Origin of the sequence: Ammoniphilus resinae, from assembly GCF_017873965.1 — a bacterium.
Lineage (GTDB): Bacteria > Bacillota > Bacilli > Aneurinibacillales > RAOX-1 > Ammoniphilus_A > Ammoniphilus_A resinae.
This window is the reverse complement of record NZ_JAGGKT010000001.1, coordinates 467,623-485,942: the sequence shown is the minus strand read 5'-3', so window position 1 is coordinate 485,942 and position 18,320 is coordinate 467,623. Positions and strand designations below refer to the sequence as shown.

At 42.7% G+C, this 18,320-nt stretch carries 18 protein-coding genes; 1 reads left to right on the top strand and 17 read right to left on the bottom strand.

Going from position 1 to position 18,320, the window contains the following annotated elements; genetic code table 11:
• Positions 1-34: 34 nt before the first annotated feature.
• On the bottom strand, positions 35-631 hold the full coding sequence (locus tag J2Z37_RS02275; protein WP_209808481.1) for a class I SAM-dependent methyltransferase: 597 nt from the start codon (positions 629-631) through the stop codon (positions 35-37).
• Between the two features lie 146 nt (positions 632-777).
• Between J2Z37_RS02275 and J2Z37_RS02270 the strand changes: the two genes are divergently transcribed.
• Positions 778-1,320, top strand: a complete 543-nt coding sequence (locus J2Z37_RS02270; RefSeq protein WP_245203485.1) for a DUF3231 family protein — start codon at positions 778-780, stop codon at positions 1,318-1,320.
• Between the two features lie 85 nt (positions 1,321-1,405).
• Here the strand turns inward: J2Z37_RS02270 and ltrA are convergent, their stop codons facing one another.
• From ltrA to J2Z37_RS02190, 16 genes are all read right to left on the bottom strand, one after another.
• Entirely contained in the window at positions 1,406-2,668 is a 1,263-nt protein-coding gene (ltrA, locus tag J2Z37_RS02265) for a group II intron reverse transcriptase/maturase (protein WP_209808478.1), read from the bottom strand.
• A gap of 829 nt (positions 2,669-3,497) precedes the next feature.
• The gene (sigK, locus tag J2Z37_RS02260; RefSeq protein WP_209808476.1) at positions 3,498-4,211 is read right to left on the bottom strand and encodes an RNA polymerase sporulation sigma factor SigK; all 714 of its coding nucleotides are present in this window, start codon (positions 4,209-4,211) and stop codon (positions 3,498-3,500) included.
• Positions 4,212-4,309: 98 nt separating this feature from the next.
• Positions 4,310-6,106, bottom strand: a complete 1,797-nt coding sequence (locus J2Z37_RS02255) for a peptidoglycan D,D-transpeptidase FtsI family protein (RefSeq protein ID WP_245203545.1) — start codon at positions 6,104-6,106, stop codon at positions 4,310-4,312.
• 59 nt (positions 6,107-6,165) lie between these two features.
• Entirely contained in the window at positions 6,166-6,804 is a 639-nt protein-coding gene (locus J2Z37_RS02250; RefSeq protein WP_209808472.1) for an O-methyltransferase, read from the bottom strand.
• Positions 6,805-6,870: 66 nt separating this feature from the next.
• Complete coding sequence (gene mltG, locus J2Z37_RS02245; protein WP_245203484.1) at positions 6,871-7,896, bottom strand: endolytic transglycosylase MltG; 1,026 nt, start codon at positions 7,894-7,896, stop codon at positions 6,871-6,873.
• A 122-nt stretch (positions 7,897-8,018) separates the two neighbouring features.
• On the bottom strand, positions 8,019-8,300 hold the full coding sequence (locus J2Z37_RS02240) for a DUF1292 domain-containing protein (RefSeq protein ID WP_245203483.1): 282 nt from the start codon (positions 8,298-8,300) through the stop codon (positions 8,019-8,021).
• 16 nt (positions 8,301-8,316) lie between these two features.
• Positions 8,317-8,727: a Holliday junction resolvase RuvX gene (ruvX, locus tag J2Z37_RS02235; RefSeq protein ID WP_209808466.1), complete on the bottom strand. Its 411-nt coding sequence runs from the start codon at positions 8,725-8,727 to the stop codon at positions 8,317-8,319.
• 75 nt (positions 8,728-8,802) lie between these two features.
• Complete coding sequence (locus J2Z37_RS02230; protein WP_209808464.1) at positions 8,803-9,066, bottom strand: IreB family regulatory phosphoprotein; 264 nt, start codon at positions 9,064-9,066, stop codon at positions 8,803-8,805.
• A gap of 67 nt (positions 9,067-9,133) precedes the next feature.
• Positions 9,134-11,767, bottom strand: a complete 2,634-nt coding sequence (gene alaS / locus J2Z37_RS02225; protein ID WP_209808462.1) for an alanine--tRNA ligase — start codon at positions 11,765-11,767, stop codon at positions 9,134-9,136.
• A gap of 331 nt (positions 11,768-12,098) precedes the next feature.
• Positions 12,099-13,163: an AI-2E family transporter gene (locus J2Z37_RS02220; RefSeq protein ID WP_209808460.1), complete on the bottom strand. Its 1,065-nt coding sequence runs from the start codon at positions 13,161-13,163 to the stop codon at positions 12,099-12,101.
• A 174-nt stretch (positions 13,164-13,337) separates the two neighbouring features.
• Positions 13,338-13,520 carry a hypothetical protein gene (locus J2Z37_RS02215; RefSeq protein ID WP_209808458.1) on the bottom strand — a complete coding sequence of 61 codons (183 nt, stop codon included), beginning with the start codon at positions 13,518-13,520 and terminating at the stop codon, positions 13,338-13,340.
• Entirely contained in the window at positions 13,517-14,068 is a 552-nt protein-coding gene (locus tag J2Z37_RS02210; protein WP_209808456.1) for a PRC-barrel domain-containing protein, read from the bottom strand. The genes J2Z37_RS02215 and J2Z37_RS02210 overlap by 4 nt, the downstream gene beginning before the upstream one ends.
• An 85-nt stretch (positions 14,069-14,153) precedes the next feature.
• Positions 14,154-15,260, bottom strand: a complete 1,107-nt coding sequence (gene mnmA, locus J2Z37_RS02205; protein ID WP_209808454.1) for a tRNA 2-thiouridine(34) synthase MnmA — start codon at positions 15,258-15,260, stop codon at positions 14,154-14,156.
• Positions 15,261-15,277: 17 nt separating this feature from the next.
• Entirely contained in the window at positions 15,278-16,414 is a 1,137-nt protein-coding gene (locus J2Z37_RS02200) for a cysteine desulfurase family protein (RefSeq protein WP_209808452.1), read from the bottom strand.
• A gap of 13 nt (positions 16,415-16,427) precedes the next feature.
• Positions 16,428-16,847: a cysteine metabolism transcriptional regulator CymR gene (gene cymR, locus J2Z37_RS02195; protein ID WP_209808449.1), complete on the bottom strand. Its 420-nt coding sequence runs from the start codon at positions 16,845-16,847 to the stop codon at positions 16,428-16,430.
• A gap of 25 nt (positions 16,848-16,872) precedes the next feature.
• Complete coding sequence (locus tag J2Z37_RS02190; RefSeq protein ID WP_209808447.1) at positions 16,873-18,219, bottom strand: AAA family ATPase; 1,347 nt, start codon at positions 18,217-18,219, stop codon at positions 16,873-16,875.
• Between the last annotated feature and the right edge of the window lie 101 nt (positions 18,220-18,320).

Below are 18,320 nucleotides of genomic sequence, written 5' to 3'. Positions count from 1 at the left end.
TTAAAAGGACCCAGTACTGGGTCCTTTTCCTGTTTCAATAATACTGATTTCTAGCTTCAATCGTAATAAAGATTCCTTTGTAATACTTTTCAATTGAGTGAATCTTAAACCCTGCCTCCTTGATGTAGTGGATGGTATCTCGATTCAGACAGCATCCATCACAAAGCCGTTTCCAAACAGGGGTTAACCAGTCCTGCAACGATCCAAGAACCTGATGATCTATCTTAACGTGTTCAAACAACAGAATTTGACCGTCCACCTTGCATACACGGCGGATTTCCTGCAATGCCTTCAACGGATTGGGAATCGTACATAATACCAAGGTTACAACTACGGTATCAAACACATGATCAGCAAAGGGAAGCTGCTCCCCACCAGCCTCTATTACCTCAATCGGAATTTTTGCTTGTCTAATTCGATTGAGAGACTGCTTTAGCATCAACGGTTCGGGTTCAATAGCAACTACCTGATCGGCTTGATCGTATAACGGAAAATTTATCCCTGTCCCCGATCCAATCTCCAAAACCTTTCCCTTTGCTTTCCCAATTAGCTTTTCCCTTATTCTCCTAAACTTTTTTTGTTCCAAAGGTCCCATTAAATGATCATATAAACGAGGAAACCAATAGCTCATTCCAACCCCCTCCATTCCCCATCTTATACTTATTTTTGGATTTTTGGAGAAAATAAAAACCTAGATCCAAAGACCTGCTTTTGTATTTTTATTTATATTTTCTTTTATCATTTGGAAATAATATCCCCAAAGGAGGTTGCATGTCGTTGAACGTAATTGAACTAGTGACAGACATATTCACAAACTACAAGCAAACAAACAATTCACCTCTACATGTTGGGGAAGTGATGAATTTATGGACATTCCTTACTGCTACAGAAAATTTTACCAATAGCGAAGAAATTACGTTAAATACTGTCGGAGATCAGGATTTAAAAAAGAAGATGAGTGAATTAATCGAGAATTATCACAAACCCATTATAAAAGAAATTAAAGCTATTTTGTTAAAAGATGGTGTAGAATTACCCCAAGGGCCATCTGAAAAGCCTGATTTAAAGCTTGACGTTCCTACTGGCGGAAAAATGACTGATGAAGAGGTTGCAAATTTTGTTGTATTCAACTTAGTTTGGGCTATTAATTTTTGTGCAAGAGGACTTACTGAAGCTGTGAGAGCAGATGTTGGAACATTATTTGTGAAGGCTATCATTCAAAAGGCTGGATTTTCTTTAACCCTCAAGCAGTTAATGACAGATAAAGGGTGGCTTCATGTTCCACCTGAGTATAAAATCCCAGGTACTAATCAAAAATAAATTAACAAGAAAATCGAGTAGGAGGGAGTGACTAACCCCCGTCCTCTCACACCACCGTACGTACGGATCCGTATACGGCGGTTCGCTAAACTTGACGAATCTCTGAATATCGTTGAAGTAAACTTCGAAGTCCTAGGGACTGCCAGTAGGCATTACCTAGGGCTTTATTTATTTGAGGAGTTCTCGAGGTTCTCCAAGCACTTTTGCGCGTGTTGGCAAGACGATGGACGTCCTTTTCTTTTAATCCCAATGATCGAAGGACATGGTAACGGGTTCGTACTTTCTTCCATCTTGTCCATTGGACCATACGAAGTCTGTGACGGATCCACTCATCTAAGGATTTTAATGGGCTCGGCGTTTCTATGAGTGCATAGTAACCGATCCATCCCATCAGATAGCGATTTACATCTTCAATAATATATTCCATCGGTGATGGGTCTGTTGCCTTAATCATGGAGCGGATCTTTTCTTTTACCCTCTTGAGTGATTTAGGCGCGATTCGAATTCTCGATTTTTTCTCGATAGTAAAACTAAACCCCAGAAATTTACGATTCCACGGTCTATCTACTGCGCTTTTTTCCTCGTTTACTTTTAGTTTTAACTTCTGCACCAAGTATTTTGTTACACTCGTTTTCACTCGTTCTCCCGCACGTTTTGTCCTCACATAGATATTACAGTCGTCAGCGTATCGACAAAAGCGCAATCCCCTTCTTTCTAGTTCCTTATCCAGATCATCCAGTAAGATATTTGCAAGAAGTGGGCTAAGCGGGCCTCCCTGTGGTGTTCCTTCTTCGCTTCGAGTACAGATTCCATGACTCATAACCCCAGCTTTCAGATAAGAGCGAACGAGTTTTAGTACCCGTTTGTCTTGCACCTTTCGAGCGATACGGCTCATGAGTATGTCATGATTCACTCGATCAAAGAATTTCTCTAAATCCATATCCACTACGAAACGGTATCCTTCCTGGATAAATCGTTGGGCTTGGCGTATCGCATCATGTCCCCGTTTATTTGGACGAAAGCCGTAGCTATGGTTAGAAAAGATCGGGTCGAATATGGGTGTGAATACTTGGAGGATGGCTTGTTGGATTAAACGGTCTAAAACGGTGGGAATACCTAATAACCTTACGCCTCCGTCAGGTTTCGGGATTTCGACTCTGCGGACAGGTGAGGGTTTGTAGGTTCCCTCTAACAGTTGTTGTTTAATCGTGTCCCAGTGCTGTTGGACGTATGCTCGGAGTTGTCGGGTTGACACCCCGTCGACACCCGCCGCACCTTTGTTGGATTCCACTCTTTTCAGGGCTTCCAATAGGTTTTTCCGTTCTAGGATTTTCTCCATCAAATCCATCTCGATATCTTCCCTTCGCAGGATGAGGTTCAAGTCTTGCCGATGGATACTCTGCCCTCTCTAGTACCCCCAGGGCTTCACCCTTCTTCTCCTAGAGTAGTTCCTTTCGGAATTCTGCTTTCTACGCATCCATACGAAAGAGATTGATTCATCCTTGATTTAGCGTTCAGTCCTTCCCTGTTCGAGCGTCCTCTACTTAGGTACTATGACCTCTGCTGACTTCTGCATGTTCAACGATTCCTTACAGTTTCGCTTACCATGGGTACATGGCATTCCATGCAGACCTCCCCAGGTAAGAACGCTGTCTTTCTGCTCATGTACCTGCCCAAGTTTACTAAACTAGCCCTTGGCGACTTTGGACTTTGTCTTGTTGAGCAGACTCATCCGACTAGCCTAGCCTCAAATTGGATTCGTGTACCTCAGGTCAAGCATTTGCCTCCAGCTTCCTTCAGATTCCACCTCACGGTGGACACCCTTGCTCTTGGCTAACGGTAGGCGTTCGCCAGCCCCCGTTCGGGACTTACACCCTATAGACAGCGCCCATGCTGGGCGCACTCAAACAAAAAGCCACCTCTCGGTGGCTTTTAATTTTTCATTCCGTGCTATCCCCATTTCCCACTTCCTCGCGGCAATCCTCGCAAATCCAGTGGTCCACTTCTAAGCCGTCTTTGCGTTTCTTTTTACAATCATTACAAGTTAACATAGCACCCTCCTTGTCTTCGATTTTTTTCTTCAGCTTAATTGTTCAAGAAATAATCGAGAAGTCCTATTGAGGGCTCCTTCTTGTCTTTATTATAACGGCTCATACAGAAATTCATAGTGAGGAAAATCACCTTGATTTGCTTACAGATGGTTTGCGATAAAACTCATTGAACAGTTTCATTAAAGCTCTCTTTTCAATGCGCGAAACATAGGATCGAGAGATTCCAAGCTCTTTGGCAATTTCACGCTGTGTCTTTTCCTCCTGTGTCTCCAGTCCAAATCTTCCAATGATGACCTCTTTTTCTCGATCATCAAGCACGTGAATATGTTTATAAATTTTACTTTTCTCAATCTGCAGTTGAACTTTATCCACAACTTCGTTTACATCGGTTCCTAAAACATCTATTAGGCTTATTTCATTTCCTTCCTTATCTGTCCCAATCGGATCATGTAAAGATACATCTTTACGTGTCTTTTTAAGTGATCGCAGGTGCATGAGAATTTCATTCTCAATGCAACGAGCGGCGTAGGTGGCAAGCTTGGTACCTTTATTGGTCTGGTAACTTTCAATGGCTTTGATCAGCCCAATTGTCCCGATGGAAATCAAATCTTCGCTATCTTCTCCCGTATTTTCAAATTTTTTCACGATATGTGCAACTAGCCTCAGATTATGTTCAATGAGCATATTTCTCGCGAATTCATTTCCTTCTTCCATTAACTGCAGGTACTTCGTCTCATCCTTTTCAGAAAGAGGCTGGGGAAAGGCATTGTTTTTAATATAAGAGACAAAAAGAACCAGCTCTTTAATCACTAAAGAGATGGCCGCAAAAAACCCAAGCATATATTCTGTCACCTCCAGGACGTATAGAATATTATAAGCATATGTGGAGGTGAATTTGTCCGTGCCTGTACCAATTAATTATTTTCACGAAGGTTTGTCTAGTTCTGCTCTTCAAGTGCTGCTAATTCATTAACAATCCGTTTAAACAGCGGAATTACCCTGTTTGATCCTGATAAATTTTCCTGTTCAGCTACAATGGCAATCACATATTTTGGACTTTCGCTCGGTGCGTAGCCCACAAACCATTGATTGTTTTTTCCTGCGCCTTTGCTGTCAATTTGAGCAGTTCCCGTTTTACCTGCAATCTGCCAGTCCGCTTCAGCAAGTGCCTTTGCAGTTCCATCTGTGACCACTAATTCCATCATTTTCCTTAACTGGTAGGCCGTGTATGGTTTAATCCCTTCTCCTGGCAGTTCTTTATCTTCAAAAGAATAGAAAACGCTTCCTGTTTTATAACGGATATCTCCTACTACACGAACTTCCTTTCTCTCTCCACCACCCACAATCGAAGCGACCATATTTGCAGCCTGAAGTGGAGTAATTTGCACATCCCGTTGTCCAATAGCTGTTTGGATAATAATGCCCTCATCCTTCTTTTGTGTTTTTGGAGAAAAAATTTGCCCAGCGTCCTCGCCGGAAAATTGGCGGAATGTATCCATCTTAAAGAATGGCGACTCTTCCCAGCCAACTCTTTGCGTGACACCTAGTTTCGCTGCGTACTCTTCAATCTTGCCAGGAGGTAGCTTGAGGGCTGCCTTCGCAAAGGTGATATTACATGATTCAGCAAAAGCCTCAGCGAAAGTAATCGACCCATGTCCTCCTTCTTTCCAACAGGAAAAACCGTATTTTCCATAGGATCCGTTGCATTCAAAATGGTCATCAGGCTTAACAAGCCCTTCTTCCAAGACCGCGGCTGCTATCACTGTTTTAAAAACAGAACCAGGGCTAATCTGCTTAATTGCCCGATTCACCCAATCCGACTGGTTCGGATCAATTTTCGTTGGATTAAATTCAGGCTGGCTGGCCATAGCCAACACCTCACGTGTATTCGCATCTAAAATCGTAACAGACCCCTGCTTGATGCCTGCTTGCCCCATCCATTGTTCTACTTTTTGCTGTAAATCATGATCAACGGTTGTAACAACCGATAGGGGATAGAATTGATTTTCCTGTTCAATCAACCTGGCTTTCAAACCATTCAACGGGTTTCCCCTGCCATCTACAAAATAGGAAACAGAGGTAGGACCCACTCCTTGCAAAAACCGTTGAAAACTTCTTTCAAGCCCAGACGCACCAATTAAGCTATGACGGCTAATTTCGCCGTTTCGCAACTCATCTGCATATTCCTTTTCAATTAATTCCGGATTTTGACTAATATAGCCGATGAGATGTGCAGCCAAACCATCATTTTGGTATCTTTCAGTGATCGGTAAAGGAATAATCCCTGGAAGGGCCAGTTCTTCTACCTGCCTTGCCTCCTCATCTGATAAAGCCAGGATCCGCCCATTTTCCCCACGAATAAAGGTAGGTTCCTTCACGCCATCTACTAACTCTATAAATTTTTGATGATTTATACGCAAGATGTTTGCCAACTGCTCTAATTTATCCTGGTTTGTCACTCCGCGAACAAGTGGAAAAACAGCAACACCTTTTACCGGGGTCCCTGTTAGTGGAGTACCGTTACGGTCCAAGATATCCCCTCTGCCCGTGTGCAGAATCACTTCCTGCTTGCGTTGTGAAACAGCTTCCTCGACAAGATTGATCGAGTGGGCGGAAAATTGGTGAACACTAATTATTTGAATCCATAATAGCCTAATAATTAGACAACACATGATAAAGCCTAAAATGACGAGCGAACAAAACATGCGACGTTTATTTGTATTTGATAAGTCCATCAAATAAAACACCCCCCTCAGGCTTACCATTTTTGCCTAAAAAGGGGGGATTTATACTTTTACTTCTTTTTCTTCACGGAAAAGAGAATACCATCGCCAATTGGAATAAGCGATGAATCCAATTCAGAATGGTTCATCATATATTGATTGAAATCATGTATCTTTTTTACCATAGGAGCTAGTCTTTTATTTTCAACCACTTCTTCTGCTACTAATCCTTGAAATAGGACATTGTCGCAAATTACGATTCCACCAGGCTCCAAGTGTGGCAAGTAAAGGTCAAGGTGTGAGCGATATTGTCCTTTCGCTGCATCCAGGAATAGACAATCAAAGCGATAATGCGAGGGAAGCCCCTCACCCGCATCTCCCTCAATCAATTCAATCCGATCTCGAACCCCAGCTTTTTCAAAATTGTTTCGTGCCCTATTTGTCCGTTCTTTATCAATTTCCATCGTGGTAATCCGCGCCATGGGAGCAGCTTCAGCCAACCATATCGTTGAGTACCCAATCGCTGTACCAATTTCCAAAACCCTTTTAGGCTCATAGGCAAGGAAAAGGGTTCTCATGAATTGAATACTAGGAAGCTGAATGATCGGTATCCGTTCCACTTTTGCTTCCGCCTCCAGCTGAGTAAGCAGCTCTCCGCGTGCAGGGATCAGTGTTTCTATATAGTTACTAATTTTAGGCTCGGTAATCATCATAACATCTCCTACAAGCATACAATTATTATTCTGTTATATATTACCACAAGGTTTTTTCATTTCCTACTTCTTCTGTTTTTTACTTAAAGCAATATTATGCAAATGCTGCTGATAGGTCTCAGAGAAATAGTGTTCCCCAGATCCATCTTTTTTGGTTACATAGAAGAGATAGTGATTTTTTTGCGGCTGTACTACCGCTTCAATCGATTTGATCCCTGGTGAAGCAATCGGTCCAGGGGGGAGCCCCTTATACTTGTAGGTATTATATAAGCTGTCCAATTCCAAATCCTTATAGGTCAACTTGGCCTTTTGATTGCCTAATGCATATTGAATAGTGGCATCTGCCTGAAGCATGATATCCCCAGCAAGCCGATTGAAATAGACGCCCGCAACGATCGGTCTCTCCTTATCGACTACGACCTCCCTTTCCACTATGGAGGCAAGAGTGATAGCGTCGTGAAGAGTTAGCCCATTTGATTTCAGCTTTTCCTGCCAGGAGGGATCCCATTCCTGCTGAAATTGATCTAGCATCATTGTAATAATTTCGTGAGCTGTAATGCCTTCTCTCAATTCATAAGTTTTTGGGAATAGATAGCCCTCAAGTCGGTATTTCGTTGCTCGATCCTTCGGAATCTGTTTGACAAATTCATAGGGGAAATCCCCGTGGTTTACTTCTTTTAGGAATTCTTCTTTATTTACCAGGCCCTTTTCTGTTAAAAAATCAGCAATTTGTGCTACGGTGTAGCCTTCGGGTATCGTTATTGGTGTTGTGGAAACATAAACGTCTCCCTCTACCAACCGATCGATGATCTGATCAACTGATTCCCCTCTGGTAAACTGATATTTCCCAGCCTGCAGCTGACTTCCTTTTCCCTGTTTGCGAACATATAATGCAAAAGTAAATCCGTTATGAATAAGCCCGTTTTTTTCTAATACTTGTCCAATCGTTTTCGTAGAACTTCCCTTAGGGATCTCAACTATAACTGAATCCCCCTGCTCCATGGACTTCAGTGATTGTATATAAAAAGTATAAAGACCACCAGAGGCAATGATAAGCAGGATCAGTAGCCCCAAAAATGCTTTTTTCATCAAAGATTTCCCCTTCATCAAAGATGACTACGTTTACATACTTCCCCATTATACATGATTTTGTCGAATATTTGATAAAAAAAAGACTGTCCCTCTCATTAGGAACAGTCCCTTTCGTTTACTTATTCACCAAATTCAGCCTCAAGTGCTTCAAAGGTTGCAATCACATTTTCCTGCTCTTCCTCTGATTCGATGGGATACAGCATTCCTTCCTTCTCATCAAAGCGAAGGAAATGAACTTCAACTTCTTCCTGTCCCTCTTGTTCTTCCGGCACTAAACAGAAGTATTTTCGATCTTCAATATCAAAGATGTACATGATAAGAAAGTCTTTTTCTTCACCGGTCTCATCATCAGACAAGGTAATAACTTCACCAACTTCAAATTCTATTTCTTCCATCTCCATACTACACCTCCCGAGGCTATTTCCTCGCATCCAAATACCCTTTAAGGATCATGACGGCTGCCATTTTATCAATAACCTGCTTACGTTTTTTACGACTGACATCCGCGGCTACCAGCATTTTTTCAGCGGCTACGGTCGTTAGGCGTTCATCCCAAAGGATGACGGGAAGCCCCAGAGTTTCTCTCGCCTTTTCGGCAAAGGATCGAGATAATTCACCCCGCGGGCCAATGGTCCCATTCATATTTTTGGGCAGGCCAACAACAATCTCTTCTACGTTATATTCCACCACTAATTGTTTCAGCCGTTCAAAATCTTTTGTTAGTGTTTCTCTTTTAATTGTTTCAACACCTTGGGCGGTCCATCCAAGTTCATCGCTAACAGCAACGCCAATGGTTTTATCGCCAAGGTCTAAGCCCATAATCCGCATATTTTCACCTGAATTTTCATTTCAATTCAAATTCTAGACTAGGAGTCCCCTTAAGAGACTCTTACACCAAACTAATTAGGTTCTATGTTGAGCAAGATAGGAACGGACTAATTCTTCGATAATCTCATCGCGTTCGAGCTTTCTGATTATACTTCTCGCGTTGTTATGTCTTGGAATATAAGCCGGATCACCGGAAAGCAAGTAGCCGACGATTTGATTGATTGGATTATATCCTTTTTCTTCTAACGCGTTATAAACGGACAAAAGTGCATCTCTAGCCTGAACATCTGTGTCATCAACTTTTAGATTGAACTTCATCGTTCGGTCCCAAGAACTCATAATCAACACCTCTTCTTGAAGTACTCTGTTAAAATACTTCGCTATAGGTACGCATAATCCTTTTTCTTTATTGCTGCTTAACCCATTCTTCAACATATTCCAGAGCATTTGCCAGTTGATCCGGATTTTTCCCACCGGCCTGTGCCAGATCGGGACGACCGCCCCCACCCCCGCCACAACGGTTGGCAACTTCTTTAATCAGCTTTCCGGCATGGAATCCTTTCGCATTTAGATCTTTGGAAATTCCGGCAGTCAAATTGACTTTTTCACCCTGTACAGAACCAATGACTACAACAGCCGATCCGAGTTTATTCTTTAAATCATCAACAATGTTGCGGAGATTTTCCATATCCATCCCGTTCACTTGTGCTGAAAGAACTTTGATTCCATTCACCATTTTCACTTGATCTATCAAGGATGATGCTTCAACACGACTTAGCTTGGCTTTTAAAGATTCGTTCTCCTTTTCCAGATCCCGAATTTGAATCTTCAATCCCTCGATTCGCTTTGGTACATCTGTCATGGATGATTTTAAATCAGCAGCAATCTGGCTCAAAGTATGGTACTGCTCATTGAGATATTCATAAGCCGCTCTTCCAGTAACTGCTTCAATCCGTCGAACACCTGCGCCAATCCCGCTTTCACTGACGATCTTAAATAATCCGATTTCTGACGAATTCCGGACGTGACATCCACCGCATAGTTCTAAGCTATAGTCACCAACCTGCACGACCCTAACAACGTCCCCATACTTTTCACCGAATAGGGCCATAGCTCCCATTGCCTTTGCATCTGTCAATGATTTTTGCATGATGTTAACATCTATGCTGCTCCAGATCTTTTGATTCACGATTCCTTCTATAACTTCCAATTCTTGCGGCTGAATCGAACCAATGTGGGTGAAGTCAAAACGAAGGCGGTCAGGGGCAACCAATGACCCCGCTTGGTTGACATGCTCTCCAAGCGTATCTTTTAATGCTCGATGAAGCAGATGGGTCGCAGTATGGTTTTTAATAATATCTGAACGGGAAGCAGGGTCAACAACCGCTTCCACCGTGTCCCCAACTTTAATCGTCCCAGCCTCAACCGTTGCAGTATGCACATGTTGACCATTAGGACCTTTCTGCACATTTTCCACACGTAGCTGAACCCGTCCACAGGTGATTAAGCCTTTATCGGCAATTTGTCCCCCGCTTTCCGCATAAAACGGTGTGCGGTCAAGAATCACTTGACAGCTCTTTCCTTCAGCTACGAAATCAACAGATTGATTTTCATAGATCAGGGCAACAACTTTAGCACTTATTACCAATTCATTATACCCAACAAATTCACTCTTAACCGTAATATCACCCAAAATACCGCCCTGCACCTTCATGCTGTCCACTTCATGTCTTGCTGCACGTGCACGGGCCCGTTGTTCTTCCATTGCTTGTTCAAACCCTGAAAGATCAACGCTCATTTGCTGTTCGGAAGCGAAATCTTCCGTCAAGTCAATTGGAAAACCATAGGTATCGTATAGTTTAAAAGCTTCTTCACCTGATAGTGTTGCTTTCCCTTGTTGCTTGGCTTGCGCAATCATTTGTTCCAAAATAGTGAGACCTTCATTCAAGGTTTCGTGGAACCTTTCTTCTTCCGTGCGAACGACCTTCTCAATAAATTCCCTTTTTTCTACAACCTCTGGATAGAAATCCCCCATAACATTTCCTACTACAGGTACGAGTTGGTACAAAAAGGGCTTTTCCATTCCCAATACTTTTCCATATCGAACTGCACGGCGAAGCAAGCGACGAATAACATAGCCTCGTCCTTCATTGGAAGGGAGCGCACCATCTCCGATGGAAAAAGCAACTGTACGAACGTGATCGGCAATTACCTTAAGCGCGACATCTGTTTCCCAAGAAGAACCATAGGTTGCTTTGGTCATTTCACAGGTTGCTTGGATAATTGGGAACAAGAGATCGGTTTCATAGTTATTATCAACGTTTTGAATCACCGAAGCCATCCGCTCAAGTCCCATACCAGTATCAATATTTTTCTTTGGCAGCGGAGTATAAGATCCATCGGTATTATGATTATATTGAGAGAAAACAAGATTCCAGATTTCTAGATAACGCTCATTTTCCCCGCCTGGGTATAACTCAGGATCATTTAGATCATTCCCAAATTTTTCCCCACGGTCATAAAAGATTTCGCTATTCGGGCCACATGGGCCTTCTCCTATATCCCAAAAGTTCCCTTCCAAACGAACGATACGTTCCTCAGGGATTCCGATTTTTTTGTTCCAAAGTTCAAATGCTTCCTCATCTTCCGGATGGATCGTCACAGAAAGCTTCTCAGGTTCAAATCCGATCCATTCTGGACCTGTGAGAAACTCCCAAGCCCAAGTAATAGATTCCTCTTTAAAATAATCACCGATGGAGAAATTTCCAAGCATTTCAAAAAACGTATGGTGTCTAGCTGTTTTCCCTACATTTTCAATGTCGTTTGTGCGAAGTGATTTTTGCGAATTGGCAATACGCGGGTTCTCCGGGATCACCGTACCGTCGAAATACTTTTTCAAAGGCGCCATCCCACAGTTAATCCACAGCAAAGAAGGATCCTCATGTGGAACAAGAGGGGCACTTGGTTCAATTCGATGGCCTTTGGAAGCGAAAAAGTCCAAAAACTTCGCTCGTATTTCGTTTGCAGTTAATTTCTTCATACAAATTATCCTCCATTCGGTTAGGGATAGACCCTAGTCAAAATTTTTTTGCTTATCTCAAAATACAAAAAACCCTCATCCCTATACAGGGACGAGAGTTCATCTCGCGGTACCACCCTGGTTGCACGTAACAATAGTGCCTCCTCAATGACTGTAACGGCGTCGATCCGGCAGGTTCCCTGCTCTCCAGATTGGCTTTCAACCGTGCTCTTCCTAGACACCCTTCCACCCAAGGGGTATCCTCTCTGTAAAAGAAGAATTGCCAGTCTACTTGATCCTTCATCAATCACTATTCAATCTTTTGTCATTATAAGGATTCTTTTTCTTCATGTCAATGTTTCACCAAGTGTAAAATGACATGCTGTGAAATGACCCTTAACACAGCAACAATCGGTACTGCAAAGATCAATCCAATTAGACCAGCAATTTCTTCGCCTAAAAGGAGGGCAATAATTATGAGGAGTGGATGTAGCTGCAGCCGTTTTCCCATCACCATTGGCGAAATGAGATTACCTTCAAGCATCTGAACAACTAAATTTACCGCAAAAACGAGCAGGGTCATTTCCCAAGAGATCGTCAAAGCCAAAAGTATGGAAGGTGCGGCTCCAATTAATGGTCCAACGTAGGGAATGATATTTGTCACGGTAATGAACACTGCAAAGATGAGGGCATAGGGCATATCGATAAACCAATAACCAACATAAGCCAAGCATCCAACAATTCCACAAACTAATAACTGGCCGCCAATATAATTTCCCAGGGCACGGTCAATATCCTGAAACAGTTTTGTCGCCTCTTTTCGTTTCGTCCGCGGAACAAACCAGAGAAAGGCTCTTTGCAGCATCTCCATATCTTTTAGCAAATAGAAAACAATAAAAGGGATCACTAGGAAATTAAGCAGCTTTTGAAACAAACCACCTGCACCATCCAAAATGCCTGAAAAAAATTGAGTTGTACGCATCTCCGAATTAACCAAGGCCCCATCAATCGCATTTCTCATACTGGCAGGTAAATCGTATTTATGGGTATGAATCTCAGACAACCAGCTCTGATAAGTTCCAACAAGTTCGGGAATATGTTCAGTTAAATCTTTGGATTGCTTTAAAAAGGACGGGATAAGATTCATTAACAAAACAACGAAAAATAGGGAAAAACTAAAATAAATTATAAAAACAGCAATCCCTCTGGGCACATTTCTCTGCTGTAAAAGGGTTACAATAGGATTCAAAAGATAGGCGATAATGATTGAAATAAGAAGGGGGGTTAGGACCGCTTTAACAATTGCCCAAATCCATCCCAATACGGGAGAAAGCTTTACTAACAAATACATGGAGCTAGTCAGAATCAAGATAGACAATGCAAGGAGGAAAAACTTCATGAATTTGGAGTTAAACACTTGGATTCCCTCCCTTCAAAGGAATTGCCTTCTTATTATTTCCTATTTTCCATAAAATATTGAACTGTAAGGATTAGTCTAGTCAGTACAAGCAAAAAAGAAGTAACCTCCACATTCATTAAAAAGCAGGGAGGTACTTCTTTTTTGACACGGCAAATTCCATAAGGGATCTGTTTACTTTACCATTCCTTTAATCCGACTACCCGACTTAACCGCCCATTTTCTCATGGGAACAACGGCCATTTTTCCCCATTTCATTGTCTTCATCCATGGGGATTTCTGTCTTTTTGGAAAAGCCCAACCAACCATGGCTAATGCTAAAACTCCAAGTCCAACGATCCAAGACATGTTTCTCATTTTGTATTCTCCCCTTTTGTAGTGGATTCTTCTTCCTCAAAGATGGGGATCACGATAGCATCCTCACCGATATTGACCTGTTGAAGGGGTTTTATTGTCTTTCTTCCTTCCTTTAGATCCGTTAAAAATCCATCGGAAATTTCAAAACCCACGATTGAACTATACTCCCTTTCGGAACTAATATCCCCTGGGGAAGCCAACTCCTCCTGAAAATAGATATCCTCTACATGGCCCAAGATCGAACCATCTGGGGTAATAACCGATTTCTCAAGGAGCGTTTTCTGTCCGTTCTTTAGGCCATTAAGGTGCTCGAAGCCTGAAATCCATTGTAAGGATTCCGAATCGGATACTGTTACACAGTCCCCACCGATCGCGTGGATAGAGTCGGAAGGGATAAAGCGGCCCCGTCGAAAAAAAGTTTTCACTTCAACGAGCAGGCCTTGGAACGTCCATCCCTGATCGAACAGAACATCGCGAACAATTCCCAGCTCTTGTCCTTTTTGTAGATCAATGACAGGCAAGCCGATTACATCATTCGCTTTGTACACGGGAAGACCCTCCTTCCGCTTTCTTAGTCTGTGCAGAAGTATTTTACCGTATGTTCTACAATTTTTTCATTTGCATGAACGGCAACTAACATTCGTCTTTGTCCAAAGCTTGATCAATCGTCCCCCCGCCAAGGCATTCTTCCCCGTTATAGAAAACAACGGCTTGACCCGGTGTAATAGCCTTTTGTGGTTTTTCAAAAACCACCTTCCAGCAATTCTCATTTAATATCTCCACTTGAACCTTTTGATCCGGTTGACGATAACGGAATTTCGCTGTACATTCAAAGGTTTGCTGCGGCATTTCGTTGGGAATCCAGTTTAAATCACTGGCCAACAAGCCATAGGAGAATAGGCTTGGATGGGTGGAACCTTGTGTAACATACAAGACGTTTTGCTTCAAATCTTTACCAACCACAAACCATGGTTCACCAGTTCCCGAACCGCCTATTCCAAGTCCTTGTCTTTGGCCAAGAGTATAATACATTAGGCCGTCGTGCCTTCCTTTGACTTCCCCCTCCAGTGTCTGAATTTCACCCGGTTGTGCAGGAAGATAATGGCTCAGAAACTCTTTGAAATCTCTTTCACCGATAAAACAGATCCCCGTACTATCCTTTTTCTTTGCAGTTGCCAGACCTGCCTCCATGGCAATCTTTCTCACTTCTGGCTTTTGCAAATGACCAATAGGGAACATTGATTTAATTAACTGATGTTGTCCAAGTTGATTAAGAAAATAGGTTTGGTCTTTGTTTTGATCCAATCCCCTTAGAAGATGTGCTTCCCCATTTCTATGTTCAACCCGTGCGTAATGACCAGTGGCCAAATAATCAGCTCCAAGGGAAAGGGCTTTTTCCAAAAAAGCCTTAAATTTAATTTCTTTATTACACATGACATCGGGGTTAGGTGTCCGCCCTTTTTTATATTCATCTAGGAAATAAGTGAAAACCTTATCCCAATACTCTTTTTCAAAATTGACGGTATAATAGGGGATTTCAATTTGGTCGCAGACACGGCGTACATCCTCATAGTCCTCATCAGCCGTGCAGTGGCCAAATTCATCTGTATCATCCCAGTTTTTCATAAATATACCGATTACATCATACCCCTGTTGTTTAAGCAGAAGTGCAGCAACAGAGGAATCCACGCCACCTGACATCCCCACGACAACGCGGGTATTTTGATTTGTCTGACTCATTTTCATCAACCTTTTTTCTACCGAAGTCTGTTTATAATTTCTACCACCTTATTTGCTGCATAGACGGCTTGTTCCATTGTATTATTGATTCCAAAACTAAAACGAATCGCTGAACGCTGGCGTTCTTCCTCTAGCTTCATGGCTTTTAGGACGTGAGATATCTCTAACGATCCGGCAGAACAGGCAGAACCGCTAGAACAAGCAATCCCCTCTAAATCCAAATTCATGAGCAGTGTTTCTGTATTTTGACCAATAAAGCTGACATTGAGTATATGTGGTAAATATTCAGTTGGATGCCCATTCAGGCAAAAGTCTATGCCTGCCTGTTTCCAAACGCTAAGCATCATTTCTCGAATTTCAACATATTTCTGTTGCCTTTCCTGCATGGCAACCTGGGATATTTCTATGGCTTTGCCAAAACCAATGATTGCCGGCACATTTTCCGTTCCAGCACGTCTCTTTTTCTCCTGTTCGCCGCCATATAGCAGCGGAGCGAATCGAACGTCTTTTGAAACATAGAGTGCGCCCATCCCTTTGGGTCCATTGATTTTATGCGCTGAAACGGAAAGCATGTCGATGGGTAACTCACTTGTGTTGATTGGTAAGATCCCAAATGCCTGAACTGCATCTGTGTGCATGTAAACCCCATTTTCACGTGCAATCGTTCCAATTTCCTGAATGGGCTGAAGGGTTCCCACCTCATTATTTCCATACATTATGGAAATAAGAATAGTTGAATTTTTAATCGCCTTGCGTATATCGTCTGGATTCACCCGGCCCGTCTGATCTACGGGAAGATAAGTGACCTCAAACCCTAACCTTTCCAAGTGTTCACAGCTGTGAAGCACCGCATGATGCTCGACGCTAGAGGTGATAATATGGTTCCCTCTGTCCCGATTGGCCAGGGCAGTTCCGATGATCGCCAGGTTATCCGCTTCTGTCCCACCGCTTGTAAAAACAATTCGGCTATGTTCCGTGTGCAGACTAGTTGCGATATTTGAACGCGCCTTGTCGATCCCGGTTTTTACCTTTCTTCCAAAACGATGAATACTGGACGGGTTTCCATATACTTCTGTGAAATATGGAAGCATTGCTGCGACTACTTCCGGGTGGACCGGAGTTGTTGCCGCATGATCAAAATAAATTTCTTTCATCTCTGTCACCCGCCTAAATATAAAACATATAGGAATCCATTAATCCGTTGTCCTGGTAGGAAATTAAATCCTGTAAGGTGGTTGAATCCAAAACCTCTGAAATAGCGTCCTTAATCTTCAACCATAAATCCCGTTTTGCCGGATCCTCTTCTTCTTCAAATTCTACCGGACTAATTGGCCCTTCAAGCACCCGAATAATATCGCCAGCTGTGATTTCTACCGGGTTTTTGGTCAAAATATAGCCTCCGTAGGCTCCCCGGACACTTTTCACCAATTCCGCGTTGCGCAGCGGTGCTACAAGCTGTTCCAAATAATGTTCGGAAAGATCATTTTTCTGTGCTATGCTTTTTAATGAGACTGGTCCTTCTCCATAACGGTTTGCTAATTCCATCATGATGGTCAGTCCATACCTACCTTTGGTGGAAATTTTCATTATTACACCCCATTTAAGTTCTGTTCTATTTTTCCCTCTCCAGAGATATTAAATAATCCTTTATCTGTTTTTCGTATCCATTTTCTGTCGGCTTGTAGAATTTTTCTTGAACCCCATCTGGTAAGTATTGTTGTTTAACATAATGCCCCGGATAATGATGAGGGTACAAATACCCTTCTCCATGCCCAAGCTTAGCTGCTCCTTTATAATGGGCATCCTTTAAATGACGCGGTACAGGACCATGGCCCTTAGTTCTTACCCAGTGCAAGGCTTCGTTTATTCCATTATAAGCAGCGTTACTTTTCGGTGCGCTTGCACAATAGGAAACCGCTTGTCCTAAAATAATTCTTCCTTCCGGCATGCCTATCAATTGCAAGGCTTGAAAGGCGGAAACAGCTACTTGAAGAGCTTGTGGATCGGCATTTCCTATATCCTCGGAGGCCAAGATGACAATTCTGCGCGCAATGAATAGTGGATCTTCGCCTGCATCGATCATTTGCGCTAGCCAATAAAGTGCTGCATCAGGATCCGAGCCGCGCATCGATTTGATGAATGCGGAAACCGTATCATAGTGTCGATCCCCATTTTTATCGTAGCGAACCGCTCGCCGTTGGATCGATTCGACGGCCACTTCAAGGGTGATTACGATTTGATTTTGCTCATTAGGGATCGTTGTTGTCACGGCCAATTCCAAGGCATTCAACAGCTTGCGCGCATCCCCCTCTGCATATTGAATAAGATGTTCTTCACCATCCGGTGTCAACTGAATATCAAGCTCGCCGTAACCATTCTCTTTGTCTAGGGTGGCACGATAAAGAATTTGTTTCATATGTTGGGGGGTCAAAGAATGTAGAGAAAAAATTTGCGAGCGGGACAATAAAGCAGAATTGACTTCAAAAAAAGGATTTTCCGTGGTTGCTCCAATTAGGATAATCGTTCCTTCTTCGACAAAGGGCAAGAGAGCATCCTGTTGAGATTTATTAAAGCGATGAATCTCGTCAATAAATAAAGTGGTTCTTTGGCGATACATGTTATACCGCTGCTTGGCCTCGTCTACCACTCTTCGAATATCCGCAACCCCAGCGGTCACCGCATTGATCTCTGTGAAATAAGCCTTTGTCGTCCCCGAAATCACCTTTGCTAGCGTAGTCTTCCCCGTTCCCGGCGGCCCATAAAATATAAGAGATGAGATTTGGTCTGCTTCGATCGCCCGACGCAGCAGTTTCCCCTTCCCTACAATATCCTCCTGCCCAACGAAATCATCCAGTGTTCTTGGCCGCATTCTTGCCGCCAAAGGCTGCCTGTTGCCTGCCCCTGAGTCACGTCCGTTATCCTGGGTCGGCTCCTGAAAGTCATATGAAAATAAATCCATAGCAAACTCCCTCTATTTCTAGGTTAATTGATGTCATTATAAGAAAACAATTGCATCATGTAAAGGAACGAGTTCTAAAACAAAAAAGACTGTACGTTTGA

Coding starts and splice junctions, on each gene's coding strand:
- cymR (WP_209808449.1), bottom strand. CDS start 16,847: ATGAAAATTTCCACCAAAGGTAGGTATGGACTGACCATCATGATGGAA.
- mnmA (WP_209808454.1), bottom strand. CDS start 15,260: ATGAGTCAGACAAATCAAAATACCCGCGTTGTCGTGGGGATGTCAGGT.
- J2Z37_RS02190 (WP_209808447.1), bottom strand. CDS start 18,219: ATGGATTTATTTTCATATGACTTTCAGGAGCCGACCCAGGATAACGGA.
- J2Z37_RS02255 (WP_245203545.1), bottom strand. CDS start 6,106: ATGGACTTATCAAATACAAATAAACGTCGCATGTTTTGTTCGCTCGTC.
- J2Z37_RS02215 (WP_209808458.1), bottom strand. CDS start 13,520: ATGAGAAACATGTCTTGGATCGTTGGACTTGGAGTTTTAGCATTAGCC.
- J2Z37_RS02200 (WP_209808452.1), bottom strand. CDS start 16,414: ATGAAAGAAATTTATTTTGATCATGCGGCAACAACTCCGGTCCACCCG.
- ltrA (WP_209808478.1), bottom strand. CDS start 2,668: ATGGATTTGATGGAGAAAATCCTAGAACGGAAAAACCTATTGGAAGCC.
- ruvX (WP_209808466.1), bottom strand. CDS start 8,727: ATGCGGATTATGGGCTTAGACCTTGGCGATAAAACCATTGGCGTTGCT.
- mltG (WP_245203484.1), bottom strand. CDS start 7,896: ATGAAAAAAGCATTTTTGGGGCTACTGATCCTGCTTATCATTGCCTCT.
- sigK (WP_209808476.1), bottom strand. CDS start 4,211: ATGCTTGGGTTTTTTGCGGCCATCTCTTTAGTGATTAAAGAGCTGGTT.
- J2Z37_RS02240 (WP_245203483.1), bottom strand. CDS start 8,300: ATGGAGATGGAAGAAATAGAATTTGAAGTTGGTGAAGTTATTACCTTG.
- J2Z37_RS02250 (WP_209808472.1), bottom strand. CDS start 6,804: ATGATTACCGAGCCTAAAATTAGTAACTATATAGAAACACTGATCCCT.
- J2Z37_RS02275 (WP_209808481.1), bottom strand. CDS start 631: ATGAGCTATTGGTTTCCTCGTTTATATGATCATTTAATGGGACCTTTG.
- alaS (WP_209808462.1), bottom strand. CDS start 11,767: ATGAAGAAATTAACTGCAAACGAAATACGAGCGAAGTTTTTGGACTTT.
- J2Z37_RS02230 (WP_209808464.1), bottom strand. CDS start 9,066: ATGAGTTCTTGGGACCGAACGATGAAGTTCAATCTAAAAGTTGATGAC.